The sequence below is a fragment of the Aquabacterium sp. genome (genome assembly GCF_041909175.1).
Taxonomy (GTDB): domain Bacteria; phylum Pseudomonadota; class Gammaproteobacteria; order Burkholderiales; family Burkholderiaceae_C; genus Aquabacterium.
This window is the reverse complement of the sequence record NZ_JAYRDZ010000003.1, coordinates 277,574-299,734: the sequence shown is the minus strand read 5'-3', so window position 1 is coordinate 299,734 and position 22,161 is coordinate 277,574. Positions and strand designations below refer to the sequence as shown.

The window sequence follows — 22,161 nt, the reverse complement described above, 5'->3', positions numbered from 1 at the left end:
CATGTGGTTCACCCGACTGTCCATCGGCAACCCGGTCATGGCCACCATGGTCATGGCCGCGCTCGTCGTGCTGGGGCTGTTTTCATTCCAGCGGTTGAAGGTGGACCAATTCCCCGACATCGAGTTGCCCACCCTGGTCGTGCAGATCGACTACCCCGGCGCATCACCTGAAATCGTCGAAACCGAAGTCACCCGCAAGGTCGAAGAAGCGGTCAACACGGTCGCCGGTATCAGCCAGCTGTACTCGCGCTCGTACGAAGGATCATCGGTCGTCATCATCCAGTTCAACCTCGACATGGATGCCCGTCGCGCAGCCGAAGACGTGCGCGAGAAGGTGGCCGTGCTGAGGCCCCTGCTCCGAGATGAAGTGAAGGACCCGAAAGTGCTGCGCTTCGATCCGGCCAACCGCCCGATCTTCTCGCTGGCGCTCACCTCGCCCGACCACAGTCGCAGCGAACTCGAGATGACCACGTACGCCGACCAGGTGCTCAAGAAGCGCTTGGAGAACGTGGCCGGCGTCGGCAGCGTCACCCTGGTGGGCGGCTTCAAACGCGAAATCAATGTCTACCTGCGTCCGCGTGACATGGAAGCCCTGGGCATCACCCCGGAGCTGGTTCTCAATGTCTTGCGGCAAGACAACCAGGAGCAACCGGCCGGCAGCCTGCGCACAAGCCAGCAAGACCGCGTGGTGCAGATCCATGCCCGCTTCAAAGGTGCTGAAGATTTCCGTCAGATGGTACTGACCTCACGCAAGGGCCAGCCCGTCCACCTCGGTGAGGTTGCCGACGTGCGGGACGGCCCGCAGGAAACCGACAGCCTGGCCTTGCTCAACGGGCAGCGGACCATCGCCCTGGACATCCTCAAATCACAAGGTGAAAACACCCTCGACGTCGTCAACGGCCTGAGACAGAGCCTCGTCGAGCTGCAGGCCGAGCTGCCCACCGGCATGAAGCTGGATGTAGCAAGAGACAACTCGCGCCAGATCCGCGTCGGGGTATCGACCGTACGTGAAACCCTGATCGAAGGGGCCGTGCTCACCATCATCATCGTGTTCTTCTTCCTGAACTCGTGGCGCTCCACGGTCATCACCGGCCTGACCCTGCCGATCTCGATCATTGGCACCTTCCTGTTCATGAACGCGCTGGGCTTTTCGATCAACATGATCACGTTGATGGCCCTGAGCCTGTGTGTCGGGCTGCTGATCGACGACGCCATCGTGGTGCGGGAGAACATCGTGCGCCATGTGCAGATGGGTAAGTCCGCCATGGACGCCTCGCTGGATGGCACACGTGAAATCGGTTTGGCGGTACTGGCCACCACCCTGTCCATCGTGGCCGTGTTCCTGCCGATCGGTTTCATGGGCGGCATCATCGGCAAGTTCTTCCACGAGTTCGGCCTGACCATCGTGGTGGCGGTGCTGATCTCGATGTTCGTCAGCTTCACCCTTGACCCGATGCTCTCCAGCGTCTGGCACGACCCGAGCATCCATGCCCCCCATGCCGCGACGCCTGCAGGCAACTCGCTGTATGACCGCACACTGGGCCGACTCACCGCCACGGTGGAACGCTGGACGGACAAGCTCGCGGCTCAATATCAAAACTGGCTCAACTGGGCGCTGGACCACCCTGCCCTGACGCTGCTGATCGCCGCGGCCAGCCTGATCGGCAGCTTTGCTCTGATGCCCCTGATGGGCACCGAATTCGTGCCGCGCGCCGACTACTCCGAAACAACCGTCACCTTCTATACACCGGCGGGCTCCTCGATCGAATCGACCGAAGCACGCACCCGACAAGTGGAGGCCCTGATCCGCAAGGAACCCGAGGTGGACTACACCCTGGCCACCATCAACACGGGCGCCGTGCTGGGCCGCAACCAGGTGTCCATCTATGTGCGGCTGAAGAACCGGGACCTGCGCCAGCGTACCGTCGACCAGATGTCAGCCCCTCTGCGCGAGTTGCTGGCCAAGGTACCCGGCATCACGGTGACACATGTGGGCTTGCTCGACCCTGTCGGTGGGCAAAAGCCCATCCAGGTATCCATTCAGGGCTCCAACCTCAAGGAACTGGACCGCCTGACGCAAGGCACCCTGGAACGTCTGAGACACATCCCGGGTCTGGTCGATCTCGACACCAGCCTCAAGCCCAACAAGCCCACACTGGACGTGGCCGTGCGCCGTGAAGCCGCCTCTGACCTGGGGCTCAACGTCGGCTCGGTCAGCAATGCCCTGAGCATCCTCGTCGAAGGCAAGACCGTCGGCACCTGGCGCGATGCTGACGATGAAAACTACGACGTCAAGCTGTCGCTCGGCCCGGCGTTCCGCCGCACCTCGTCCGATCTGAGCAACTTGCCCCTGATCACCGGGCTGGACGACACCGGCACAGCCAAAGTGGTGCGCCTGCATCAGATCGCCGACATCAACGAAGGTCATGGGCCTACGCAGATCAACCGGCGCGACCTGAACCGCGAAGTGGAAATCACGGCGAACGTCGCTGGCCGCTCCATGGGCGAGGTATCTACCGACATCCGCCAGGTGCTCGACAACACCAGTTGGCCATCTGGCTACCGCTACCGCTTTGGCGGCTCCACCAAGGACATGAAGGAATCCTTTGCCTATGCCCTGTCGGCCCTGGCTCTGGCGGTCATCTTCATCTACATGATTCTGGCCTCGCAATTCCGCAGCTTCCTGCAGCCCATTGCGCTCATGAGCTCGCTGCCGCTGACCCTGATCGGCGTGGTGGTCACACTGCTGGCCTTTGGCTCAACGATCAACATGTTCTCCATCATCGGCATCATCATGCTGATGGGTCTGGTCACCAAAAATGCCATCTTGCTGGTCGACTTTGCGAACCGGGCCCGTCTGGGCCACAGCGGTGACCGCGATGACGCTCCGCCGCTGCCACGCCGGGAAGCGCTGCTGTTGGCAGCACGGGTACGCCTGCGCCCCATTCTGATGACCACACTGGCCATGGTTTTCGGCATGGTGCCCCTGGCTTTTGCCACAGCGGAAGGCCAGGAACAGCGTGCCCCCATGGGGCAGGCCGTGATCGGTGGCGTGATCGCCTCATCCCTGCTGACACTGGTCGTCGTGCCCGTCATTTACTGTTATCTCGACGATCTTGCCAACTGGTTCCGTCGCCGCAGGCCATCCACTTCTTAAAATGGCGTTTTTCGTCTTTGTTTTGTCTCTGACCGTAGCCAGGAAGCTCCCATGAACATCGAACAAGCCCGCTTCAACATGATTGAGCAACAAGTCCGCCCCTGGGACGTGCTGGATCAATCCGTGCTCGCGCTGTTGTCCGCGGTGCGCCGCGAAGACTTTGTGCCTCAGGCCTACCGTGGCATGGCCTTCATGGACATCGACATCCCCCTGGGCCATGGCCGCGTCGAGCCCGCTCCCCGCGTGGAAGCCCGCATGGTGCAAGACCTCAACCTCAGCAAGCACGACACCGTGCTGCAAATTGGTGTCGGCACCGGCTACATCACGGCCCTGCTGGCCCACAAGGCCCAGCGCGTGACCGCCCTGGAAGGCCAGGCCGACCTGGTCGCCACCGCTCGCACCAATCTGCGTCAGGCGGGCATCAACAATGCCGAAGTGCTGCAGGACAGCGGCGCCAACGGCCTCGCGGGCCAGGCCCCATTTGACGCCATCTTGCTGACCGGCTCGGTGGCCGTGGTACCTCAGGCTCTGCTGGACCAACTGAAGGAAGGTGGCCGACTGCTGGCCATCGTCGGACAGGAGCCCATCATGCAGGCCACCCTGTACACGCGTGTCGCCAACGGCCAGTTCACCCGTCAAGAGCTGTTTGACACGACGGCGCCCCGCCTCGAAGGCTTTGCCGAACCCAGCCAGTTCAAGCTCTGAACTGGCGCCACCCCAAGGACCCCTCATGCCAGACAAACTGTCGACCCCGGCCGTACCATCACCCTTGCGCAAGGTGTTGCTGGTCATGACCGGCATGGTGCTCGGTTCCGCCGCCCAGGCTGAATCGCTGCAGGCGCTGTACCAGGCCGCCCGTGGCTACGATGCGGCCTATCTGGCTGCGGTCAACGCCGCCGAGGCCGTCCAGCACAAGGTTGACAGCCAGACGGGCGCCCTGCGCTACCCTAGCGTGGCCCTGACGGGCTACGCGCGGCGCTGGCACCTGGATTCCTCACTGGACACCGGGGTACCGGGGGTGAGTTACGACACCTCGGCTACCAATAAACAGCTGGCACTGGGCGCCCGTTATGCCTTGTTCAACCGCACGAACGACGCCAACATCAGCCAGCTTGAACAATCCCTGATCGTCGCCGATGCCGACCTGCAAAGTGCCGAACAGGACCTGATTGTCCGGGTCACGCAAGCCTATTTCGACGTGCTGTCTGCCCAGGACGTGCTGACCACCGCCAAGGCCAATATGAAAGCCCTGTCGGAACAGTTGGCCCTGGCCAAGCGAAACTTCGAAGTTGGCAACGCCACCATCACGGATACCCGTGAAGCCCAGGCTCGCTACGACCTGGCGAACGCCCAGGTGATCGCCGCCAGCAACGACCTGAAGGTCAAGGGGCTGGCGCTCGACCAGTTGGTCGGGCGCAACCAGGTCCAGCCAGACCCGCTGCACACGCCTGTGAGCTTGCCTGCGCTGACACCAGCCGACCCGGAGGCCTGGGTCAACACGGCAGCAGCCTCCCCTGCCGTTCGCAAGGCCAAAGTCGCGCTGGATGTCGCCCGCCTGGAAACCAGCAAATCCAAGGCCGGCCATCTGCCAACCGTGGACCTCACCGCGCAGGTTGCACGTCTGGCGATCGATGGGCCTGTGAGTGTTCAGGCCAACAATGGCGTAGGCACGACATCAGCCATCGGCGTTGAATTGAACATGCCACTGTTCTCCGGCTTCTCGGTTCAGAACAAGATCAAGCAATCGCTGTCTGAAGAAAGCAAGGCTGAAAACGACCTGGCCAATGCGCAGCGCTCGGTCGCGCTGGGCGTGCGCCAGGCGTATTTCGGGGTGCAATCCGGCCTTGCTCAAGTCAATGCCTACGAAGCGGCCGAGTCCTCCGCCAAACTGGCGCTGGAAGCGACCCAGACCGGTTACAAGGTGGGCGTACGCATCAACAAGGATGTGCTGGATGCCCAGACTTCGCTGAGCAACACCCAGAAAGACCTCTACAAGGCTCGTTACGACGTATTGGTCGCTGGGGTGAAGCTGCGCCAGGCCACCGGCACACTGAAGCCCGAGGACCTGCAGGACCTCAACCGCCTGCTGGCAAGCCCTGCCGAAGCGCCCTGAGAACGGGCCCCAGTCAGAAACAACAAAGCCCCTCTAGAGGGGCTTTTGTTTGCCATGTTGACCAAACAACATGGATGAATGTGGTGCCGGCTGTCGGATTCGAACTGACGACCTACCGCTTACAAGGCGGTTGCTCTACCAACTGAGCTAAGCCGGCGTGGGGCGCATTGTAGCGCGACTTCCGGTCAGATCATCACTTCACGCGACGCAGGGCCGGTCGAGCACCATGTCCACCCGAGGCTGGAGGGGGCTCCGTTGGATCTTCGCCACTGTCTTCTTCTGCCGAAGCTGCTGCCAAGTGCAGGCCTGCGCCTTTTTCCTTTTCAGGCAAGGGCTCCACGGTGCCACCAGGTGCTTCCACGCTGGCATCAGCCGTGTCGTCACCCTCGTCCGACACCGGGGTGGGCACCGGAAACGCCATGCCCTGCCCGTTCTCACGGGCATAGATGGCGATCACATGGTCCACCGGCACGATGATCTCGCGTGCCGAACCACCGAAACGCGCCTTGAACTCGATGAAATCGTTCCCCAACTGCATCTGGCTGGTTGCCTCGTAGCTGACATTGAGGACGATTTCATTGTTCTTGACGTATTCCTGCGGCACCTGCACCGAGCGATCGACATAGACCGCCAGATAGGGTGTGAACCCGTTGTCCGTGCACCATTCGTGCAAGGCACGAATCAGGTACGGACGGGTTGAGGTGCCCTGGCTGCTGGAGTCGTTTGAAGTGCTCATGGATTTCGCTGAGTACGCAAGCGATTACTTGCGCATCACCTTTTCCGAAGGCGTCAGCGCTTCGATATAGGCAGGGCGAGAGAAGATGCGTTCAGCGTACTTCAGCAGCGGCAAGGCGTTCTTGGACAGCTCGATACCGTAGTAATCCAGGCGCCACAGCAGCGGAGCGATGGCGACGTCCAGCATCGAGAAGTCGTCGCCAAGCATGTACTTGTTCTTCAGGAAGATCGGAGCAAGCTGCGTCAGTCGATCACGAATCTGCGAGCGAGCCTTCTCCAGTTGCTTGTCGCTGGCCTTGACGCCACCGCGACCTTCGAGGGTGTTCACATGGGCGAACAACTCCTTTTCGAAGTTCAGCAGGAACAGACGAACGCGGGCACGCGCAACCGGGTCACCAGGCATCAGTTGAGGATGCGGGAAACGTTCATCGATGTACTCGTTGATGATGTGAGATTCGTACAGGATGAGGTCGCGCTCGACGAGGATGGGCACCTCGTTGTACGGGTTCATCAAGGCGATGTCTTCAGGCTTGGCAAAGATATCGACGTCACGGATTTCGAAATCCATGCCCTTCTCGAACAGCACAAAACGGCAGCGGTGCGAATAAGGGCAGGTCGTTCCGGAGTAAAGCACCATCATGGCGGGAGGCTCCTGAGAGACTGATTGTGATTATGTAGGGTGCGAACACCAGAAAACAATGAAGCGCAGAGGCCCCTCCGAAGAGGAAAGCCACTGCGCGTCAGGCGCACACCGGGCAACCGGTGCGCAGCTTTACCGGATTACTTGACGTCTTTCCAGAAAGCAGCGTTCAGACGCCAGGCGATCACGAAGAAGACCGCCAGGAATGCAAGCACGCCAAAACCGATCTTCACACGTTGACCCTGAGCCGGTTCACCCATCCATTGCAGGAAGGCAACCAGATCAGCCACTTCGGAGTCGAACTCCTGAGGCTTGAGTTTACCAGGGGTCACTTCTTCGAAACCTTCGAAGTGCTTCACCTTCTTGGAAGGATCATGCGGATCAGCTTCGTCCACGAACTTGGCCACGCGTTGACCCTGCAACTCCCACAGCACGTGCGGCATGCCGACGTTGGGGAACACCAGGTTGTTCCAGCCGGTCGGACGGGTGTCGTCACGGTAGAACGAACGCAGGTAGGTATACAGGTAGTCGGCACCGGTACCCGAAGCGCTGGCGCGCGAGCGGGCCACCAAGGTCAGATCCGGCGGGGTCGCGCCGAACCATTCCTTGGCATCCTTGGCATTCAGCGCCACGGTCATGGTGTCACCCACCTTGTCGGTGGCAAACAGCAGGTTGTCCTTGATCTGCTGATCGGTCAGGCCAATGTCTTTCATGCGGTTGTAGCGCATGAAGGCTGCGGCGTGACAGTTCAGACAGTAGTTGACGAACAGCTTGGCACCGTTTTGCAGGGCAGCCAGGTCAGAGACACGCTCCTTGGGGAACTTGTCCAGCACCAGCTCGGTGTTGGCCTGGGCACCGCCCAGCAGGGCGAGGGAGGCCAGCAAAGAGGCAAGAATTTTCTTCATGTTGGTTCTCTCGTGCAGGCGATCAGTGGGGCTTGAAGTTCACGCGCTCAGGCACTTGCTTGAACGTACCGATCTGGCTCCACCAGGGCATCAGCAGGAAGAAGCCGAAGTAGAACAGCGTACCGGCCTGAGCGATCAGGGTGCCCACCTCGGAAGGAGGCTGGATGCCGAGGTAGCCCAGCACCACGAAGATCACCACGAACACGGCATACAGCACCTTGTTCCAGGTCGGACGGTAGCGGATCGACTTCACCGGGCTCTTGTCCAGCCAGGGCAGGAAGGCCAGGATGATCACGGCACCACCCATCACCACCACACCCCAGAACTTGGCCTCGAAGGTCTTCAGCAGGAGCACACCCACGATGCCAGCCACCAGCACCATCACCTTGGACTTGGCTGCGCCCTTGCCCTTGATGAAGTTCAGCACGGCAGCCAGACCGACGATCACGCTCAGCACGTTGACCATGACATCGGTCGTGGCACGCAGCATCGAGTAGAACGGGGTGAAGTACCACACCGGCGCAATGTGCGGCGGCGTCTGCATCGGGTTGGCCGGAATGAAGTTGTTGTACTCCAGGAAGTAGCCACCCAGCTCAGGTGCGAAGAAGATCACCGCAGCAAAGCAGATCAGGAAGCCTGCCACACCCACGATGTCGTGCACCGAGTAGTAGGGGTGGAAGGGAATGCCGTCCAGCGGGTGACCGTTGGCATCCTTCGGGCCTTGCTTGATCTCGACGCCATCGGGGTTGTTGGAACCCACTTCGTGCAGCGCAATGATGTGCGCCACCACCAGGCCCAGCAGGACCAGCGGCACGGCAATCACGTGCAGCGAGAAGAAGCGGTTCAGGGTGGCGTCGCCGACCACGTAGTCACCACGGATCAGGATGGCCAGATCCGGACCGATGAACGGAATGGCGGAGAACAGGTTGATGATCACCTGTGCACCCCAGTACGACATCTGGCCCCAGGGCAGCAGATAGCCCATGAAGGCTTCGGCCATCAGGCACAGGAAGATCAGGCAACCGAAGATCCAGACCAGTTCACGCGGTGTGCGGTAGGAGCCGTAGATCAGACCACGGTACATGTGCAGATACACCACCACGAAGAAGGCGGAAGCCCCAGTGGAGTGCATGTAGCGGATGATCCAGCCGCCGGGCACATCACGCATGATGTATTCGACCGAGGCAAAAGCCACGGCAGCGTCCGGCTTGAAGTTCATGACCAGGAAGATACCGGTCACAATCTGGATCACCAGCACCAGCATGGCCAGCGAACCGAAGAAATACCAGAAGTTGAAGTTCTTCGGCGCGTAGTACTCGGACATGTGCTCCTTGTACATCTTCGTGGCCGGGAATCGATTGTCGATCCAGGTCATGAACTTCTCGCCCGCCGAGGCGCCCGCAGGCGCTTGCTTGAATTCAGCCATTGTTTATCTCCGATCAGGCCTTCTTGTCTTCACCAATGAGGAGCTTGGTGTCAGACAGATACATGTGCGGGGGGATCTCCAGGTTGTCTGGAGCCGGCTTGTTCTTGAACACACGGCCAGCCAGGTCGAAGGTCGAACCGTGGCAAGGGCACAGGAAGCCGCCCGGCCAGTTGTCCGGCAGCGAAGGCTGCGGGCCCGACTTGAACTTGGCAGAAGGCGAGCAGCCCAGGTGGGTACAGATACCGACGGCCACCAGGTACTCGGGCTTGATCGAACGATGCACATTGCGTGCGTATTCAGGCGTCAGTTCGTTGGGCTTGCGCTCGGACTTCGGATCAACCAGTTCGCTGGCGATCTTGTCGAGCTCGGCAAGTTGCTCGGGGGTGCGACGCACGATCCAGACGGGCTTGCCACGCCATTCCACGGTCATCATCTCACCGGGTTTGAGCGCGCTGATGTCCGCTTCGACGGCGGCACCGGCAGCACGGGCACGCTCCGAGGGCTGGAAGGTAGAGACGAACGGCACGGCGGTGGCCACACCACCTGCGCCACCGGCGATGCAGGCGATGGTCACCCACGTCCGGCGGCTTTGATCCACTGGCTGGTTGCTCATGGTTTCCTTTGGGACGATGACTATAGTTTGGGGGTCAACCCAGAATTCTAGCGGAGGTCGGCACCACAAATCAGCGCAATGCCGACCGAAGCTGTGCGACACCGTCACGATCTGGACACCGCCCCAACTTTACAAAGCAGAAAATTGACAGGATTAGAAATACGTCAATACTTTCGGCTAATAAAAGGTTTAGGAAGGCGCACGACCCATGCGAGCTTTACGTGAACGACTGACAGGTGGAAACAACGCCATCAACACCACTTTTGCTGCAGTTACGCGACTTTCCGTGCGTGTAAAGCCGTGACAATCGTGACAGTTTGAAAAATTGATGAAGTATGTCGCGCCTGTCAACGATACGACGCGAAGAATGGCAGTCCCTTGTGGGACAGTGCTGGGAAGTAACAGCATGACCTTCACACCGTACTGGACCGCCCCGTGATCGACCCCCGACTAGACCCCATCCTGCAGGCCTGCCTGAGCCGCATCCAGGTGGGGATGGTGGAGGCCGTCGACAAGGCGTCTGCCCAGCTGGGCCTGCTGGCCAGCAGCACGACAAGCAACGCCCAACGGCAGTTGCTGATGAATGCGCAGTTCGACCTGCAACGCCGCACCAATGCCCTCAACCAGGCTTTTGCCAAGGAGCTGCAGCAGCGCACTGACAAGGACGCGCGCCGCAAGGCGTCCGGTGGCGCAGCCTATGCCGAAACCGACTGGGACTCTCTGAGCCTGGTGGACAACGCCCAGGTCGAGCGCAATGTCATTGCGGAGCGCCTGGCCCAGTCGCTCGCACACGAGTGCGATGCAGATTTCAAAGCCTTGCACGACCACCTGTCCACACTGCTGGATGACACCCTGGTCGAGCACAACCCCCTGCGTCCGCAAGTCGTCACCTACGCCCTGCTGGAGGCACTCTCCCACGTCAGCCAGGACGATGAGGTCATCAAGACACTGGCGCAACACATCACCCGCCTGTTTGCACCGACATTGGCGGGCTGCTACCAACACGCCGTAGGCCAGTTGAAGGCACAAGGTGTTGTGCCTGCCGCGCCTGCCATGCATCGCCAACGAGGCAGCAGCGGCGCCAGCTCGACCAGCCCGGGCCAGATTCACAGCGGCCCACGCAGCCAGAGCGGTCCGCTGACCTCACCGGGACAGCTCGGAACCGCATCCGGTCATGGCGGTAGCCAGGGCGGCGGTCACAGTGCGCCGGTTCCGCTGGATACCCAGCGGCGCGCAGCCAAGGCCTTGAGCGAGATGTTCGGGGTCGCCATGCCTGGCGGGGAGCTGGGCGCCGGCGGCAGCAGCCAGTCCGGCTGGGGTGCCGGCCCATCCGGCTGGGGTGCCGCAGCAGCTCAGGCCGCGCCCTTGAGCGGCAATGCCATGGCGGCAGCCAACCTGACCGCGCTCATCCGCCAGCTCAACCACACCCCTGCGGGTGATGGCCAGGAAACCCAGCCCACCCCCATGGGTGCAGGATGGGGCGGCACCTCGCCTGGCACCCTGGTCGGACCGGGTGGTAGCGAACTGTTCGGGCTGCAAATGATGGCCCCGAATCTGATCAGAGCCCACCGAGATGAGCTGGTACAGGCCAGCGGTGGTGCGGCACTGAGCCAGATGGTGATCGACATCGTGGCAGCGCTGTTCGATCAGGTGCTGTCCGACCCCAAGGTGCCGCCGCAGATGGCGCGCCAGATCGCTCGACTGCAACTGCCCGTTTTGCGGGTGGCCATGCAGGACATGAGCTTCTTCAATTCACGCAAGCACCCGGTTCGGCGCTTCGTGAACCGCATTGCCACCCTGTCAGCGGCCTTCGATGACAGCCTGGAGGGCATGGGGCCGGCGTGCCTGGCCCGTGTCAAGTCCCTGATTGACGATGTCGTGGACGGCGAGTTCGACCGCATGGACCTCTATGAGGCCAAGCTCGCCGAGCTCGAAGCCTTCATCGACGAACAAAACAAGCAGGAAAGTGCGGAAAGTGCGGCTGTGGCCGCTCTGTTGAGTGGCAAGGAAGCCGATCTGCGCGTGCAGCAGCGTTACATGCAGCTGCTCAAGCGCGAGCTGGCGGACATTGACATGCCGGAATTCGTGCGCGAATTCCTCACCCAGATCTGGAGCCAGGTCCAGGTGATGGCCGCCACACGGGACGGCATGGACTCGCCGCTGTCCACCCGCATAAAGAAGGCCGGTCGGGAATTGGCTGTCAGCATCCAGCCCAAGGGCAGCCCGCAGTTGCGGCGCGATTTCCTGATCAAGCTGCCCCAACTCATGAAGGACCTCAACGAAGGTCTGTCCATGATCCAGTGGCCAGAAGAAGCCCGCCAGGATTTCTTCTCGAAACTGCTTCCGGCCCACGCGGAAGCACTCAAGGCACAGCCGCCGCACGACCTCACCACCCGCCTGATGGAGCAGCAGCTCAACAAGGTGGACCGACTGGCCATCCCCTCGCGGGATGAGGCTGCCAATGACCCGCTGCCGGTGATGGCAGACAACCTGGAGGAGGCCTCAACCCTCACGGTTGTCACCGCCCTGTCAGCCGAAGAAGTCCAATCTGCCGGCTTCATCCCGGAAGCCGCCCTGCCTTCAGCCGACGACCCGCTGGACATTGATCTGACGATTGGGGCTGCGCCAGAAGACCCCACGCTCTCCGAGCTGGATATCAATCTCGACACGCCACCTCCGCCGACGGCCGGGATGCAACTGGTGCACCACATCAACAAGGGCACGGCCTACCAGATGCTGATGCAGGGTCAATGGAAACGGGTGCGACTGACCTGGGTGAGCGAAGGCCGCACTTTTTTCATCTTCACGCACGGCCACCAGCACAAACAGACCATCTCCCTGACGGGCCGCACCCTCGCCAAGATGTGCGACAGCGGTCGGTTCAAGGCTTTCGAACAGGCGGAATTGCTCGAACGGGCCACCGCACGGGCGCGCCGTCAGCTGGCCGAGCTGTCATCCGGCAAGACTGCTGCGTAAGCATCGACAAGCTGGCGCGCCATGCGCCATGCCTCTAGCAGACTGGAGGGGTCGGCTCGGCCCGTTCCTGCCAGATCAAACGCGGTGCCATGGTCCGGACTGGTACGCACGAAGGGCAGACCCAGGGTGACATTCACACCCTGATCCAGCCCCATGTACTTCACCGGGATCAGCCCCTGGTCGTGGTACATCGCCACCACCACGTCGAACTCGCCCGGATGGGCGGGCGGCGCATGGCGTGCACGCATGAACACCGTGTCTGGCGCATGCGGCCCGGACGCCTGGATGCCCTCAGCCCGGGCTGCCTCGATAGCGGGGCCAATGATGCGCAGCTCTTCATCGCCAAACAGCCCACCCTCACCCGCATGCGGATTCAGGCCTGCGACAGCGATCCTCGGTGCAGGCTGCCCCCACAAGCGGGCACTGCGGTGGGTGATGCGCAAGGTCTCCAGCACGGCGTCATAGGTCACCCCCTCAATGGCCTGGCGCAATGAGACGTGGATGGTGACCAGCACCGTCTTGAGCTGGTCATTGGCCAGCATCATGCGTACCGGCGCAGGCGGCTGACCAGCCGGGGCCCCTTCTGCCTGCAGCAATTCGGTGTGCCCGGGATAGCTTTCGCCCGCCAGGGCCAGCGACTCCTTGTGCAAGGGGGCTGTGACCATGCCGGCCACGACACCCGCTTGCGCCAGGCGAACCGCGGCCCGGATGCACACCGCTGCGGCACGCCCGGCACGCTCGTCGATCTGTCCCAGTGGGGCCGCCAGCAGATCGGCAGGCAGACCTGGCGGGGCCCAGACCGGCATGGCACCTGCGGGCAACGCCAACCAGTCTTCAGCTCGCTCCAGCGCCACGACCTGAGGAGGCGCCGCGCAGCCTCGCGCCGCAGCGACGCAATCCATCGCCCTGCGCATCACCTCGGGGCTCCCCACCACCAGGGCCGAGTGAATGGCCTGATCCAGCCACAGCCTGGCGACAATCTCCGGCCCGATGCCGCAGGCATCTCCCATCGTGATGGCCAGGGGCCTGCATGCGCGTTGTGCTTCGTTCATCACGCTATTGTCGTTGCCTGTGCACGCTGCCACCAGGGTCATGGGGGCCAGTTGCTACACTTGCGCCTATGAACTGGCTAGATGAGATTCGGTGGGATGACAACGGCCTGGTGCCGGTCATCGCACAGGAAGCGAGCACGGGCGACGTGCTCATGTTTGCATGGATGAACCGCGAAGCGCTGGCCAAAACGGCCGAGCTGGGTGAGGCCGTCTACTGGAGCCGCTCGCGCCAACGCCTGTGGCACAAGGGCGAAGAGTCCGGCCACACGCAGAAGGTGCTTGACATTCGCCTGGACTGCGACAACGACGTGGTGCTGATGAAGGTGGAGCAACTGGGCCATACACCCGGCATCGCCTGCCACACCGGACGCCACAGCTGCTTTTTCCAGAAATATGAACATGGGCAGTGGGTCAGCGTTGACCCGGTGCTCAAGGATCCCGGCAATATCTACAAGTGAGGCAGCCCATGGCAGACAACCTTCCCCCCGCCGATGTGCTGCTGCGTCTGGCTGCAGTGATTGAATCCCGCAAGGGTGGCGACCCGGACAAGAGCTACGTGGCACGCCTGTTTCACAAGGGCACGGACGCCATCCTGAAGAAGGTGGGTGAAGAAGCCACCGAGACCGTGATGGCAGCCAAGGACATGGCTGTCCAGGCCAGCCCGGAACACCACAAGGCCCTGGTTGGCGAGATGGCCGACCTGTGGTTTCACTCGATGGTGGCCATGGCCCACCTGGGCCTCGGGCCACAGGATGTGATCAACGAACTCGCTCGGCGTGAAGGCCTGTCCGGCCTTGAGGAATTCGCCATGCGAAAAACAAAATAAGCCATACGTCGTTCACATGATGCAGAGACGACGAGACCGTCACATAATCTGCACCAATCCGGACCACAATCGCGGTTTCCGGTATGCGACTTGCATACCAGCTGATACGTTTCAGGTCCCCTGACCTTTTAGGAGTAAGCAAATGGGTTCTTTCAGCATCTGGCACTGGCTGATCGTGCTGATCATCGTGATGCTGGTCTTTGGCACCAAGAAGCTCAAGAACATCGGCACCGACCTGGGTTCGGCCGTGAAGGGTTTCAAGGATGGCATGCGCGATGGCACCACCGCCGACGCCAACAGTGCCCAGCAAGTCACCAACGCTGCCAAGACGGACAGCAACACGGTTGACGTTGAAGCCAAAACCAAATCCTGAACTGCACGCCTGAGTAAAGGCCTCGTGCACTCATGATTGATTTCGGCATTGACAAGATCGCCCTGATCGGGGCGGTCGCGCTCATCGTCATCGGCCCGGAAAAGCTGCCGCGTGTGGCCCGTACGGTCGGCCTGCTGGTTGGCAAAGCGCAACGCTATGTGGCGCAGGTCCAAACGGAGGTCAACCGATCCATCGAACTGGAAGAGCTCAAGAAGTTCAAATCCGGTGTCGAGGACGCCGCCCGCACCGTGCAGCAATCGGTTTCCGAGAGCGTCTCAGAGGTACAGACAGAGGTGCAATCGGCCTTGTCGTCTTCTGCGGACAGCACCGGTGACAGTTTCTACGCCGGCGAGTCGTCGACCACGCCGAGCTATGGGCAACCAGTCCGCAAGAACTGGCGGATCAAACGCACCGCCATGCCCATCTGGTACAAACAACAGCATGGTGTACGCCGCCATGTCCAGTCGGGTGCGGCCCGGGTAGCCCGTTTTCGCCCGCCCCAGCGCTAACACTCGATTCAAAACACCCCGTGAGCGACAACGACCAACGCCCAGATGAACTGGAGGGCACTGAACAGCCCTTCGTCACCCACCTGATCGAACTGCGCGATCGACTGGTCAAGGCGCTGCTCGCCATGGCCGTGGCATTTGTGGTGCTTGCCATCTATCCAGGCCCGTCGGGCCTGTATGACATGCTGGCGGCGCCGCTGGTCGCCCACATGCCCAAGGGCACGACACTGATTGCCACCAGTGTGATCTCGCCCTTCATGGTGCCCATCAAGATCACCATGATGACGGCCTTTTTGCTGGCCCTGCCTGTCATCCTCTACCAGCTGTGGGCCTTCATTGCCCCGGGGTTGTACAACCACGAGAAGAAGCTGGTGATGCCCTTGATCATTTCCAGCACCCTGCTCTTCTTTGCGGGCGTCGCCTTCTGCTACTTCTTCGTATTCGGCCAGGTTTTCAAGTTCATCCAGAGCTTTGCACCCAAGTCGATCACGGCCGCGCCAGATATCGAAGCCTATCTGAGCTTCGTGCTGAACATGTTCCTGGCCTTTGGCGCCACCTTCGAAGTGCCTGTGGTGCTGGTCATCCTGGCACACATGGGCATCGTCTCGGTTGCCAAGCTCAAGGCGTTCCGCAGCTATTTCATCGTGATCGCCTTCGTGGTCGCTGCCGTGGTGACCCCGCCTGATGTGGTCTCCCAACTGGCACTCGCCGTGCCCATGATCCTGCTTTACGAAGTGGGCATCTGGGCGGCCCAACTGGCCGGTGGCAAGGCCAGCGACAGTGACAGCGAGCAGGATGCCGCTGCCACCGACTCGACTCACTCTTCCTGATTGCCGCTGTTGGCGGTCGGCCTTGTGACACGAGGCCGCTGCGCCACCACGACACTGAGTGCCACAGCCTGGCCATTGCGCTGGACCTGAATGGCCGCTTTCTGACCGGGCTTGAGTGCCGCAACGGCGTTGAGCAACTGGGCTGTATTGGCCACCGGTGTCTGAGCCACCTGCACGACCACATCGCCCGGACGGATACCACCCTGCGCGGCGGGGCCGTTATGCAGCACGCCGGTGATCAACACGCCTTCGCGAACCGGCAGATTGAAGGTCTCTGCAATTTCCGGTGTCAGGTCACGCGGCTCCACGCCGATCCAGCCACGGGTGACCTGTCCGTCGCGGATCAGGCTCTCCATCACATTGCGTGCGGTCGACACGGGAATGGCAAAACCGATACCCAGGCTGCCACCAGAACGTGAGTAGATCGCACTGTTGATGCCCATCAGGTTGCCGGTCACATCGACCAGCGCACCGCCCGAGTTGCCAGGGTTGATGGCAGCATCGGTCTGGATGAAGTTCTCAAAGGTGTTGATGCCCAGCTGATTGCGCCCCAGCGCACTGACGATCCCTGCCGTCACGGTCTGGCCCACGCCAAAGGGGTTGCCAATGGCCAGCACAGCATCACCGACCTGCAACGCATCCGAGTTACCGAAGGTGATGGCCGGCAACTTGTCGAGCTGGATGTGCAGGACCGCCAGATCGGTTTCCGGATCGGCACCAATGACCTTGGCTTTGGCCTTGCGCCCATCGCTCAGGATGACCTGGATGTCGTCCATGCGCTCGACCACATGGTTGTTGGTCAGCACGTAGCCATCGGACGACACGATCACACCCGAACCAACGCCGGACTGAGGCTGGTCTTCCTGGTCACCAAAGAAATAGCGGAACCAGGGGTCCGAATTGCGACCATGTGCCGCCGCATTCTGGCTGGTCACCACACTGACCACCGAAGGCGCTGCACGCCGAGCCGCTGCACTGAAGCTGTAGGGCGCAGCGACCCCTTTGCCTGCAGGCATGTCGGTCTGCTTGACGACGACCGGCGGAGCCGTGTCCATCAAGGCCCATGGAGGACGACGGAGCCATTCCGGCTTGAGCGTGGCAACCACGAACATCACGGCCAACGCGACCGTGACAGTCTGGGAGAAAATGAGCCAAAGTTTCCGCATGGAACTGAGTTTGAACAGGACAGGAAAGAATGACCGTGATCGACCGACATACCCTGCTTGACCATCTCGATATGGTGCTGGAGGCCTCACGTTTCAAGGATTATGGGCCGAATGGGCTGCAGGTCGAAGGCAAGCGCGAGATCAGCCGCGTGATCTCGGGGGTCACTGCCAGCCGTGCACTGATCGAAGCCGCCATCGCAGCCAAGGCCGATGCCATTCTGGTTCACCATGGCCTGTTCTGGAAAGGCCATGATGGCCGCATCACCGGGTGGATGAAAGAACGCCTGCGTCTGCTGCTGGCCCACGACATCAATCTGTTGGCTTACCACCTGCCGCTGGACGCGCACCCCACGCTGGGCAACAACGCCCAATGGGGGCAACGCCTGGGTCTGACAGCGGATGGCCGTTTTGGCGACCAGAATCTGGGCTTCATCGGCTCGGCGGGCGCCTATCAGGACATCCAGTCGCTGGCACTTCAGGTGCGCCAACTGAGCGGGCGCGAGCCCGTGGTGGTACCAGGAGACGGTCGGGAGCTGCGCCGCGTTGCCTGGTGCAGTGGCGGCGCTCAGGGCTTCTTCGAGGGGGCCATCGCAGCCGGTGCAGACGTGTTTCTCACGGGGGAGATCTCGGAACCCCAGGCCCACTACGCGCGGGAAACCGGTGTCGCTTTCATCGGCTGCGGCCACCATGCCTCGGAACGTTACGGCGTACAGGCACTGGGTGCGGCATTGGCCACCGAACTGGGTCTCGCACACGAGTTCATCGAGATCGACAACCCGGCATGAAAAAGGGCCCCAAAGGGCCCTGTCTGGTTTACAGCCTAACCGGAATGCCCCGGTCGGCCATCAGCTGCTTGGCCTGCGCCACGGTGTACTCACCGTAGTGGAAGATGCTGGCAGCCAGCACCGCATCAGCCCCGCCCTTCTGGATACCGTCTGCAAGGTGATCCAGGTTGCCGACACCGCCCGAGGCGATCACCGGCACATTGACGGCATCGCTCACCGCGCGGGTCAACTCGAGATCGAAACCCACCTTGGTGCCGTCGCGGTCCATGCTGGTCAGCAGGATCTCGCCGGCGCCGAATTCGGCCATCTGCCGAGCCCATGCCACGGCATCCAGGCCCACATTCTTGCGGCCGCCATGCGTGTAGACATCCCAACCGGGACCACGCACTGCCAGGTCATCGCCCTGACGCCGCTTGGCATCGATGGCCACCACGATGCACTGCGAGCCGTAGCGGTCCGAAGCATCACGGATGACCTGCGGATTGGCTACCGCGGCCGAGTTGAAGCTGACCTTGTCGGCGCCGGCATTGAGCAAGCGGCGAACATCTTCGACGGTACGCACCCCACCACCCACTGTGAGCGGGATGAAAACCTGGCTGGCCACGGCTTCAATGATGTGCAGGATCAGGTCGCGCCCATCGCTGGTGGCCGTGATGTCCAGGAAGGTGAGTTCGTCAGCGCCCTGCTCGTTGTAGCGGGCTGCGATCTCGACCGGATCTCCGGCGTCACGCAGCTCAACGAAATTGACACCCTTGACGACCCGACCGCCTGTGACATCCAGGCAGGGAATGATGCGTTTGGCCAGCACGACGATCAGCCTTCGCTGCCGTTGAGTTCGTCGGCGCGCTTCTGAGCTGCTGCGAAATCGAGGTCGCCGCTGTAGATGGCACGACCGCAGATGACGCCTTCAACGCCTTCATCCTCGACCTTGCACAGGGCTTCGATATCGGCGATGTTGGACAGTCCGCCGGAGGCAATGACGGGGATGCTCAAGGCCTGCGCCAGCTTCACCGTGGCGTCGATGTTGATGCCCGACAGCATGCCGTCACGGCCGATGTCGGTGTAGATCACGCCTTCGACGCCGTAATCTTCGAACTTCTTGGCGAGATCGACCACTTCATGCCCGGAAAGCTTACTCCAGCCATCCGTTGCGACCTTGCCGTCCTTGGCGTCGAGACCCACCATGATGTGGCCGCCAAAGGCCGTGCAAGCGTCCTTCAGGAACCCGGGGTTTTTCACCGCGGCGGTGCCGATGATGACGTAGCTCAGGCCGCCGTCCAGATAGCGCTCGATGGTGTCGAGGTCACGGATGCCGCCACCCAGTTGCACGGGGATCTCTTCGCCCACCTCCTTGAGGATGGCCTTGATGGCAGCTTCGTTGACGGGCTTGCCGGCAAACGCGCCATTGAGGTCCACCAGATGCAGGCGCCTGGCCCCCGCATCGAGCCAGCGTCGGGCCATCGCGGCGGGATCCTCGCCAAAGGTGGTGGAATCGTTCATGTCGCCTTGCTTGAGGCGCACGCACTTGCCGTCTTTCAGGTCAATCGCAGGAATCAGCAGCATGTCTTTGCTACGGGAGGTGGGAAAAAGAAAAAAGAAGGATCAGGGGTTCCAGCGCAGGAAATTCCGATACAGGTCCAGACCATGCTGGGCACTTTTTTCGGGGTGGAACTGCGTGGCAAAAATATTATCCCTCGCTACCACCGAGGTAAAGCGAACCCCATAGTCGGTTTCCCCTGCACTGTGCTGGGGATTGTCCACGACGGCGTGGTAGCTGTGCACGAAGTAGAAGTAGCTTTCGTCGGGAATGCCCCCCCACACCGGGTGGGGTTCGCCGCCCCAGACACCTGGGTGGCGGCTTTGGGACACGCGGTTCCAGCCCATCTGTGGCACCTTGTAGCGGCTGCCATCAGCCTGGGTGCGGCCTTCCAGACGGAAGCGGATCACGCGCCCGGGAATCAGCCCCAGACCAGGCGTGTCCTGCTCTTCGGAGTGGTCCAGCAGCATCTGCATGCCGACACACACGCCCATCAGCGGCTTGCGGGCAGCGGCGTCCAGCACGGCGGCCAGCAAACCGCCCTGGTGGGCTTCGCGCAACTCACGCATGCAGTCACGCATGGCGCCCTGCCCTGGCAGGACCACACGGTCGGCAGCGTGGACCACATCGGGATCATTGGTGACGACAACACGCACGTCGAGGCCCTGTGCCGCGTGTTCGACGGCCTGGGAAACGGAACGCAGGTTACCCATGCCGTAATCGATGACGGCAACGGTGGAGGTCTGGCTCATGGCATCAAGAGAGGAATGTCACGCGGCCGCTTACAGAGAGCCTTTGGTGGAAGGGATGATCCCGGTCATACGGGGATCGCGCTCGAGCGCGCCACGCATGGCGCGGGCAAACGCCTTGAACACGGTTTCACACTGGTGGTGCGCATTGACGCCCTTCAGGTTGTCGATGTGCAGGGTCACGCCAGCGTGGTTCACGAAGCCCTGGAAGAACTCGTAGGTCAGCTGGGTATCAAACCCACCGATGCTGCCCGAGGTGAAAGGGATATCGATATGCAGCCCCGGCCGCCCGGAAAAGTCGATCACGACCCGCGACAAGGCTTCGTCCAGCGGCACATAGGCATGGCCGTAGCGGCGAATGCCCTTCTTGTCACCCACAGCCTTGGCCACGGCCTGCCCCAGGGTGATGCCGACGTCTTCGACCGTGTGGTGGCCGTCAATGTGCAGGTCGCCCACGGCATGAATGTCGAGGTCGATCAGGCCATGGCGCGCAATCTGGTCCAGCATGTGGTCGAAGAAACCGATGCCGGTATGCAGCTTGGCCTTGCCCGTGCCGTCCAGGTTGACGCGCACAGTGATCTGGGTCTCGGCAGTGTGGCGCGACACTTCGGCCACGCGGTCATCGCAGGGGTTGGCTGCGACCATGTCGGGAGCGTTCATTCAGCTTGGAGTTTGAGGGGTTCACGCAGGATGTCGGACAACGCAGCCATCATGGCGTCGTTTTCCGAGGGCAACCCTACGGTCAGGCGAACACAGTTTGCCAGCAAACGATGCATTCCGGCGACATTTTTGATGAGAATGCGACGCGCTTTGAGCTCGGCAAACACCTTCGCCGCATCGTTCACCCGCACCAGGATCATGTTGCCCTGACTTGGATAGGCCTTGGCACCCGGCATGTCGCGCAGGGCTGCCATCAGGCGTTCGCGTTCCGACTTGACGACTTCGGCCTGGCGGGCAAACTCATCGGCGTGTTCGAGTGCGAACAGCGCCGCTTCGGTGTTGAGCACGCTGATGTTGTAGGGCGGACGCACCTTTTCGACCTGCTCGATGAGGTCCTTCGGGCCCATCATGTACCCCACGCGGACACCTGCCAGCCCGAACTTGCTCAAGGTGCGCATCAACAGCACATTGGGATGGGCCTGCAGGTGCGGCAGGAAGCTCTGACTGGCAAAAGGCTGATAGGCCTCGTCGATCACGACCAGACCCACGCCATTCGCTGCCACGGCCTGAATGACCTGCTCGATGGCATCCAGGCTCCACAGATTGGCCGTCGGGTTGTTGGGGTAGGAGATGTAGGTCAATGCCGGGCGGTGCGTGCGGATCGCCTCGAGCATGGCGGGAACATCAAGCTCGAAATCGGTCGTCAGCGGGACACCGACAAAGCGCATGCCGACCTGCTTGGCAAAGGCTTCGTACATCACAAAACCCGGCAGCGGCGCCAACGCCACGGCCCCCGGCTGCGCGCAGGCCACAGACAGAATCGAGATCAACTCATCCGAGCCATTGCCCAGCACCAGGCCGTAGTCTTCAGGCACATGGGCGTAGGTACGCAAGGCAGCCTGCAGGTCAAAAATGCGCGGACCAGGATAGCGATTGAGCTCCACCCGGGCCAGACGCTGGCCCAACTCAGCCTGCAAATCGGCCGGCAAGGTGAAGGGGTTCTCCATCGCGTCGAGCTTGATGTAGCCCGCCGCATCCTGAACCACGTAGGCATGCATGGCCCGCACATCGGGCCGGAAAACGTCCAGAAGACTCATGATGAACTCGGC

22 protein-coding genes and 1 tRNA gene are annotated in these 22,161 nt (G+C 61.6%); 10 read left to right on the top strand and 13 right to left on the bottom strand.

Features of this window, described 5'->3' with window-relative positions; all coding sequences use genetic code 11:
* The first annotated feature begins 1 nt into the window (after nt 1).
* The 3 genes from ACE3PH_RS06475 to ACE3PH_RS06465 are packed head-to-tail and all read left to right on the top strand — an operon-like array spanning nt 2 to nt 5,270.
* Complete coding sequence (locus tag ACE3PH_RS06475; RefSeq protein ID WP_374317178.1) at nt 2-3,157, top strand: efflux RND transporter permease subunit; 3,156 nt, start codon at nt 2-4, stop codon at nt 3,155-3,157.
* 51 nt (nt 3,158-3,208) lie between these two features.
* The gene (locus tag ACE3PH_RS06470; protein WP_374317177.1) at nt 3,209-3,862 is read left to right on the top strand and encodes a protein-L-isoaspartate O-methyltransferase; all 654 of its coding nucleotides are present in this window, start codon (nt 3,209-3,211) and stop codon (nt 3,860-3,862) included.
* Nucleotides 3,863-3,887: 25 nt separating this feature from the next.
* A complete protein-coding gene (locus tag ACE3PH_RS06465; RefSeq protein ID WP_374317176.1) occupies nt 3,888-5,270 on the top strand; it encodes a TolC family outer membrane protein in 1,383 nt (460 codons plus the stop codon).
* A gap of 81 nt (nt 5,271-5,351) precedes the next feature.
* On the opposite strand, the gene ACE3PH_RS06460 is transcribed toward ACE3PH_RS06465, so the two are convergent.
* The 6 genes from ACE3PH_RS06460 to petA form a co-directional block, all read right to left on the bottom strand.
* Nucleotides 5,352-5,427, bottom strand: a tRNA-Thr gene (locus tag ACE3PH_RS06460).
* Nucleotides 5,428-5,463: 36 nt separating this feature from the next.
* Nucleotides 5,464-6,006: a ClpXP protease specificity-enhancing factor gene (locus ACE3PH_RS06455; RefSeq protein ID WP_374317175.1), complete on the bottom strand. Its 543-nt coding sequence runs from the start codon at nt 6,004-6,006 to the stop codon at nt 5,464-5,466.
* A gap of 24 nt (nt 6,007-6,030) precedes the next feature.
* The gene (locus tag ACE3PH_RS06450; protein WP_374317174.1) at nt 6,031-6,645 is read right to left on the bottom strand and encodes a glutathione S-transferase N-terminal domain-containing protein; all 615 of its coding nucleotides are present in this window, start codon (nt 6,643-6,645) and stop codon (nt 6,031-6,033) included.
* Nucleotides 6,646-6,785: 140 nt separating this feature from the next.
* Complete coding sequence (locus ACE3PH_RS06445) at nt 6,786-7,550, bottom strand: cytochrome c1 (protein ID WP_374317173.1); 765 nt, start codon at nt 7,548-7,550, stop codon at nt 6,786-6,788.
* A gap of 22 nt (nt 7,551-7,572) precedes the next feature.
* The gene (locus ACE3PH_RS06440; protein WP_374317172.1) at nt 7,573-8,976 is read right to left on the bottom strand and encodes a cytochrome bc complex cytochrome b subunit; all 1,404 of its coding nucleotides are present in this window, start codon (nt 8,974-8,976) and stop codon (nt 7,573-7,575) included.
* Nucleotides 8,977-8,989: 13 nt separating this feature from the next.
* Nucleotides 8,990-9,589: a ubiquinol-cytochrome c reductase iron-sulfur subunit gene (gene petA, locus ACE3PH_RS06435; protein WP_374317171.1), complete on the bottom strand. Its 600-nt coding sequence runs from the start codon at nt 9,587-9,589 to the stop codon at nt 8,990-8,992.
* A gap of 435 nt (nt 9,590-10,024) precedes the next feature.
* Between petA and ACE3PH_RS06430 the strand changes: the two genes are divergently transcribed.
* A complete protein-coding gene (locus tag ACE3PH_RS06430; RefSeq protein ID WP_374317170.1) occupies nt 10,025-12,565 on the top strand; it encodes a DUF1631 family protein in 2,541 nt (846 codons plus the stop codon).
* On the opposite strand, the gene pdxA is transcribed toward ACE3PH_RS06430, so the two are convergent.
* A complete protein-coding gene (gene pdxA / locus ACE3PH_RS06425; protein ID WP_374317169.1) occupies nt 12,526-13,617 on the bottom strand; it encodes a 4-hydroxythreonine-4-phosphate dehydrogenase PdxA in 1,092 nt (363 codons plus the stop codon). The two genes, ACE3PH_RS06430 and pdxA, sit on opposite strands and share 40 nt — an antisense overlap.
* Nucleotides 13,618-13,685: 68 nt before the next feature.
* Between pdxA and hisI the strand changes: the two genes are divergently transcribed.
* From hisI to tatC, 5 genes are all read left to right on the top strand, one after another.
* Nucleotides 13,686-14,075 carry a phosphoribosyl-AMP cyclohydrolase gene (hisI, locus tag ACE3PH_RS06420; protein ID WP_374317168.1) on the top strand — a complete coding sequence of 130 codons (390 nt, stop codon included), beginning with the start codon at nt 13,686-13,688 and terminating at the stop codon, nt 14,073-14,075.
* A gap of 8 nt (nt 14,076-14,083) precedes the next feature.
* Nucleotides 14,084-14,443 (top strand): phosphoribosyl-ATP diphosphatase, encoded by a 360-nt coding sequence (locus ACE3PH_RS06415; protein WP_374317167.1) that lies wholly within the window; start codon nt 14,084-14,086, stop codon nt 14,441-14,443.
* Nucleotides 14,444-14,585: 142 nt separating this feature from the next.
* Complete coding sequence (gene tatA / locus ACE3PH_RS06410; RefSeq protein ID WP_374317166.1) at nt 14,586-14,816, top strand: Sec-independent protein translocase subunit TatA; 231 nt, start codon at nt 14,586-14,588, stop codon at nt 14,814-14,816.
* A gap of 32 nt (nt 14,817-14,848) precedes the next feature.
* The gene (locus tag ACE3PH_RS06405) at nt 14,849-15,325 is read left to right on the top strand and encodes a twin-arginine translocase TatA/TatE family subunit (protein WP_374317165.1); all 477 of its coding nucleotides are present in this window, start codon (nt 14,849-14,851) and stop codon (nt 15,323-15,325) included.
* A 20-nt stretch (nt 15,326-15,345) separates the two neighbouring features.
* Nucleotides 15,346-16,155 (top strand): twin-arginine translocase subunit TatC, encoded by an 810-nt coding sequence (tatC, locus tag ACE3PH_RS06400; RefSeq protein WP_374317164.1) that lies wholly within the window; start codon nt 15,346-15,348, stop codon nt 16,153-16,155.
* Here tatC and ACE3PH_RS06395 read toward each other — a convergent pair.
* A complete protein-coding gene (locus tag ACE3PH_RS06395; protein WP_374317163.1) occupies nt 16,143-17,321 on the bottom strand; it encodes a S1C family serine protease in 1,179 nt (392 codons plus the stop codon). The genes tatC and ACE3PH_RS06395 overlap by 13 nt on opposite strands.
* 29 nt (nt 17,322-17,350) lie before the next feature.
* Between ACE3PH_RS06395 and ACE3PH_RS06390 the strand changes: the two genes are divergently transcribed.
* Nucleotides 17,351-18,106 carry a Nif3-like dinuclear metal center hexameric protein gene (locus ACE3PH_RS06390; RefSeq protein WP_374317162.1) on the top strand — a complete coding sequence of 252 codons (756 nt, stop codon included), beginning with the start codon at nt 17,351-17,353 and terminating at the stop codon, nt 18,104-18,106.
* Nucleotides 18,107-18,134: 28 nt separating this feature from the next.
* Here the strand turns inward: ACE3PH_RS06390 and hisF are convergent, their stop codons facing one another.
* Genes hisF through hisC form a run of 5 tightly spaced genes read right to left on the bottom strand, consistent with a single transcriptional unit; the run spans nt 18,135 to nt 22,149 of the window.
* Nucleotides 18,135-18,914 (bottom strand): imidazole glycerol phosphate synthase subunit HisF, encoded by a 780-nt coding sequence (hisF, locus tag ACE3PH_RS06385; RefSeq protein WP_374317161.1) that lies wholly within the window; start codon nt 18,912-18,914, stop codon nt 18,135-18,137.
* Between the two features lie 5 nt (nt 18,915-18,919).
* On the bottom strand, nt 18,920-19,669 hold the full coding sequence (gene hisA / locus ACE3PH_RS06380) for a 1-(5-phosphoribosyl)-5-[(5-phosphoribosylamino)methylideneamino]imidazole-4-carboxamide isomerase (RefSeq protein ID WP_374317160.1): 750 nt from the start codon (nt 19,667-19,669) through the stop codon (nt 18,920-18,922).
* Between the two features lie 39 nt (nt 19,670-19,708).
* The gene (gene hisH, locus ACE3PH_RS06375; protein ID WP_374317159.1) at nt 19,709-20,395 is read right to left on the bottom strand and encodes an imidazole glycerol phosphate synthase subunit HisH; all 687 of its coding nucleotides are present in this window, start codon (nt 20,393-20,395) and stop codon (nt 19,709-19,711) included.
* Nucleotides 20,396-20,425: 30 nt separating this feature from the next.
* On the bottom strand, nt 20,426-21,052 hold the full coding sequence (gene hisB, locus ACE3PH_RS06370; RefSeq protein WP_374317158.1) for an imidazoleglycerol-phosphate dehydratase HisB: 627 nt from the start codon (nt 21,050-21,052) through the stop codon (nt 20,426-20,428).
* Nucleotides 21,049-22,149, bottom strand: a complete 1,101-nt coding sequence (hisC, locus tag ACE3PH_RS06365; RefSeq protein ID WP_374317157.1) for a histidinol-phosphate transaminase — start codon at nt 22,147-22,149, stop codon at nt 21,049-21,051. Before hisC ends, hisB begins: the two co-directional genes overlap by 4 nt.
* Between the last annotated feature and the right edge of the window lie 12 nt (nt 22,150-22,161).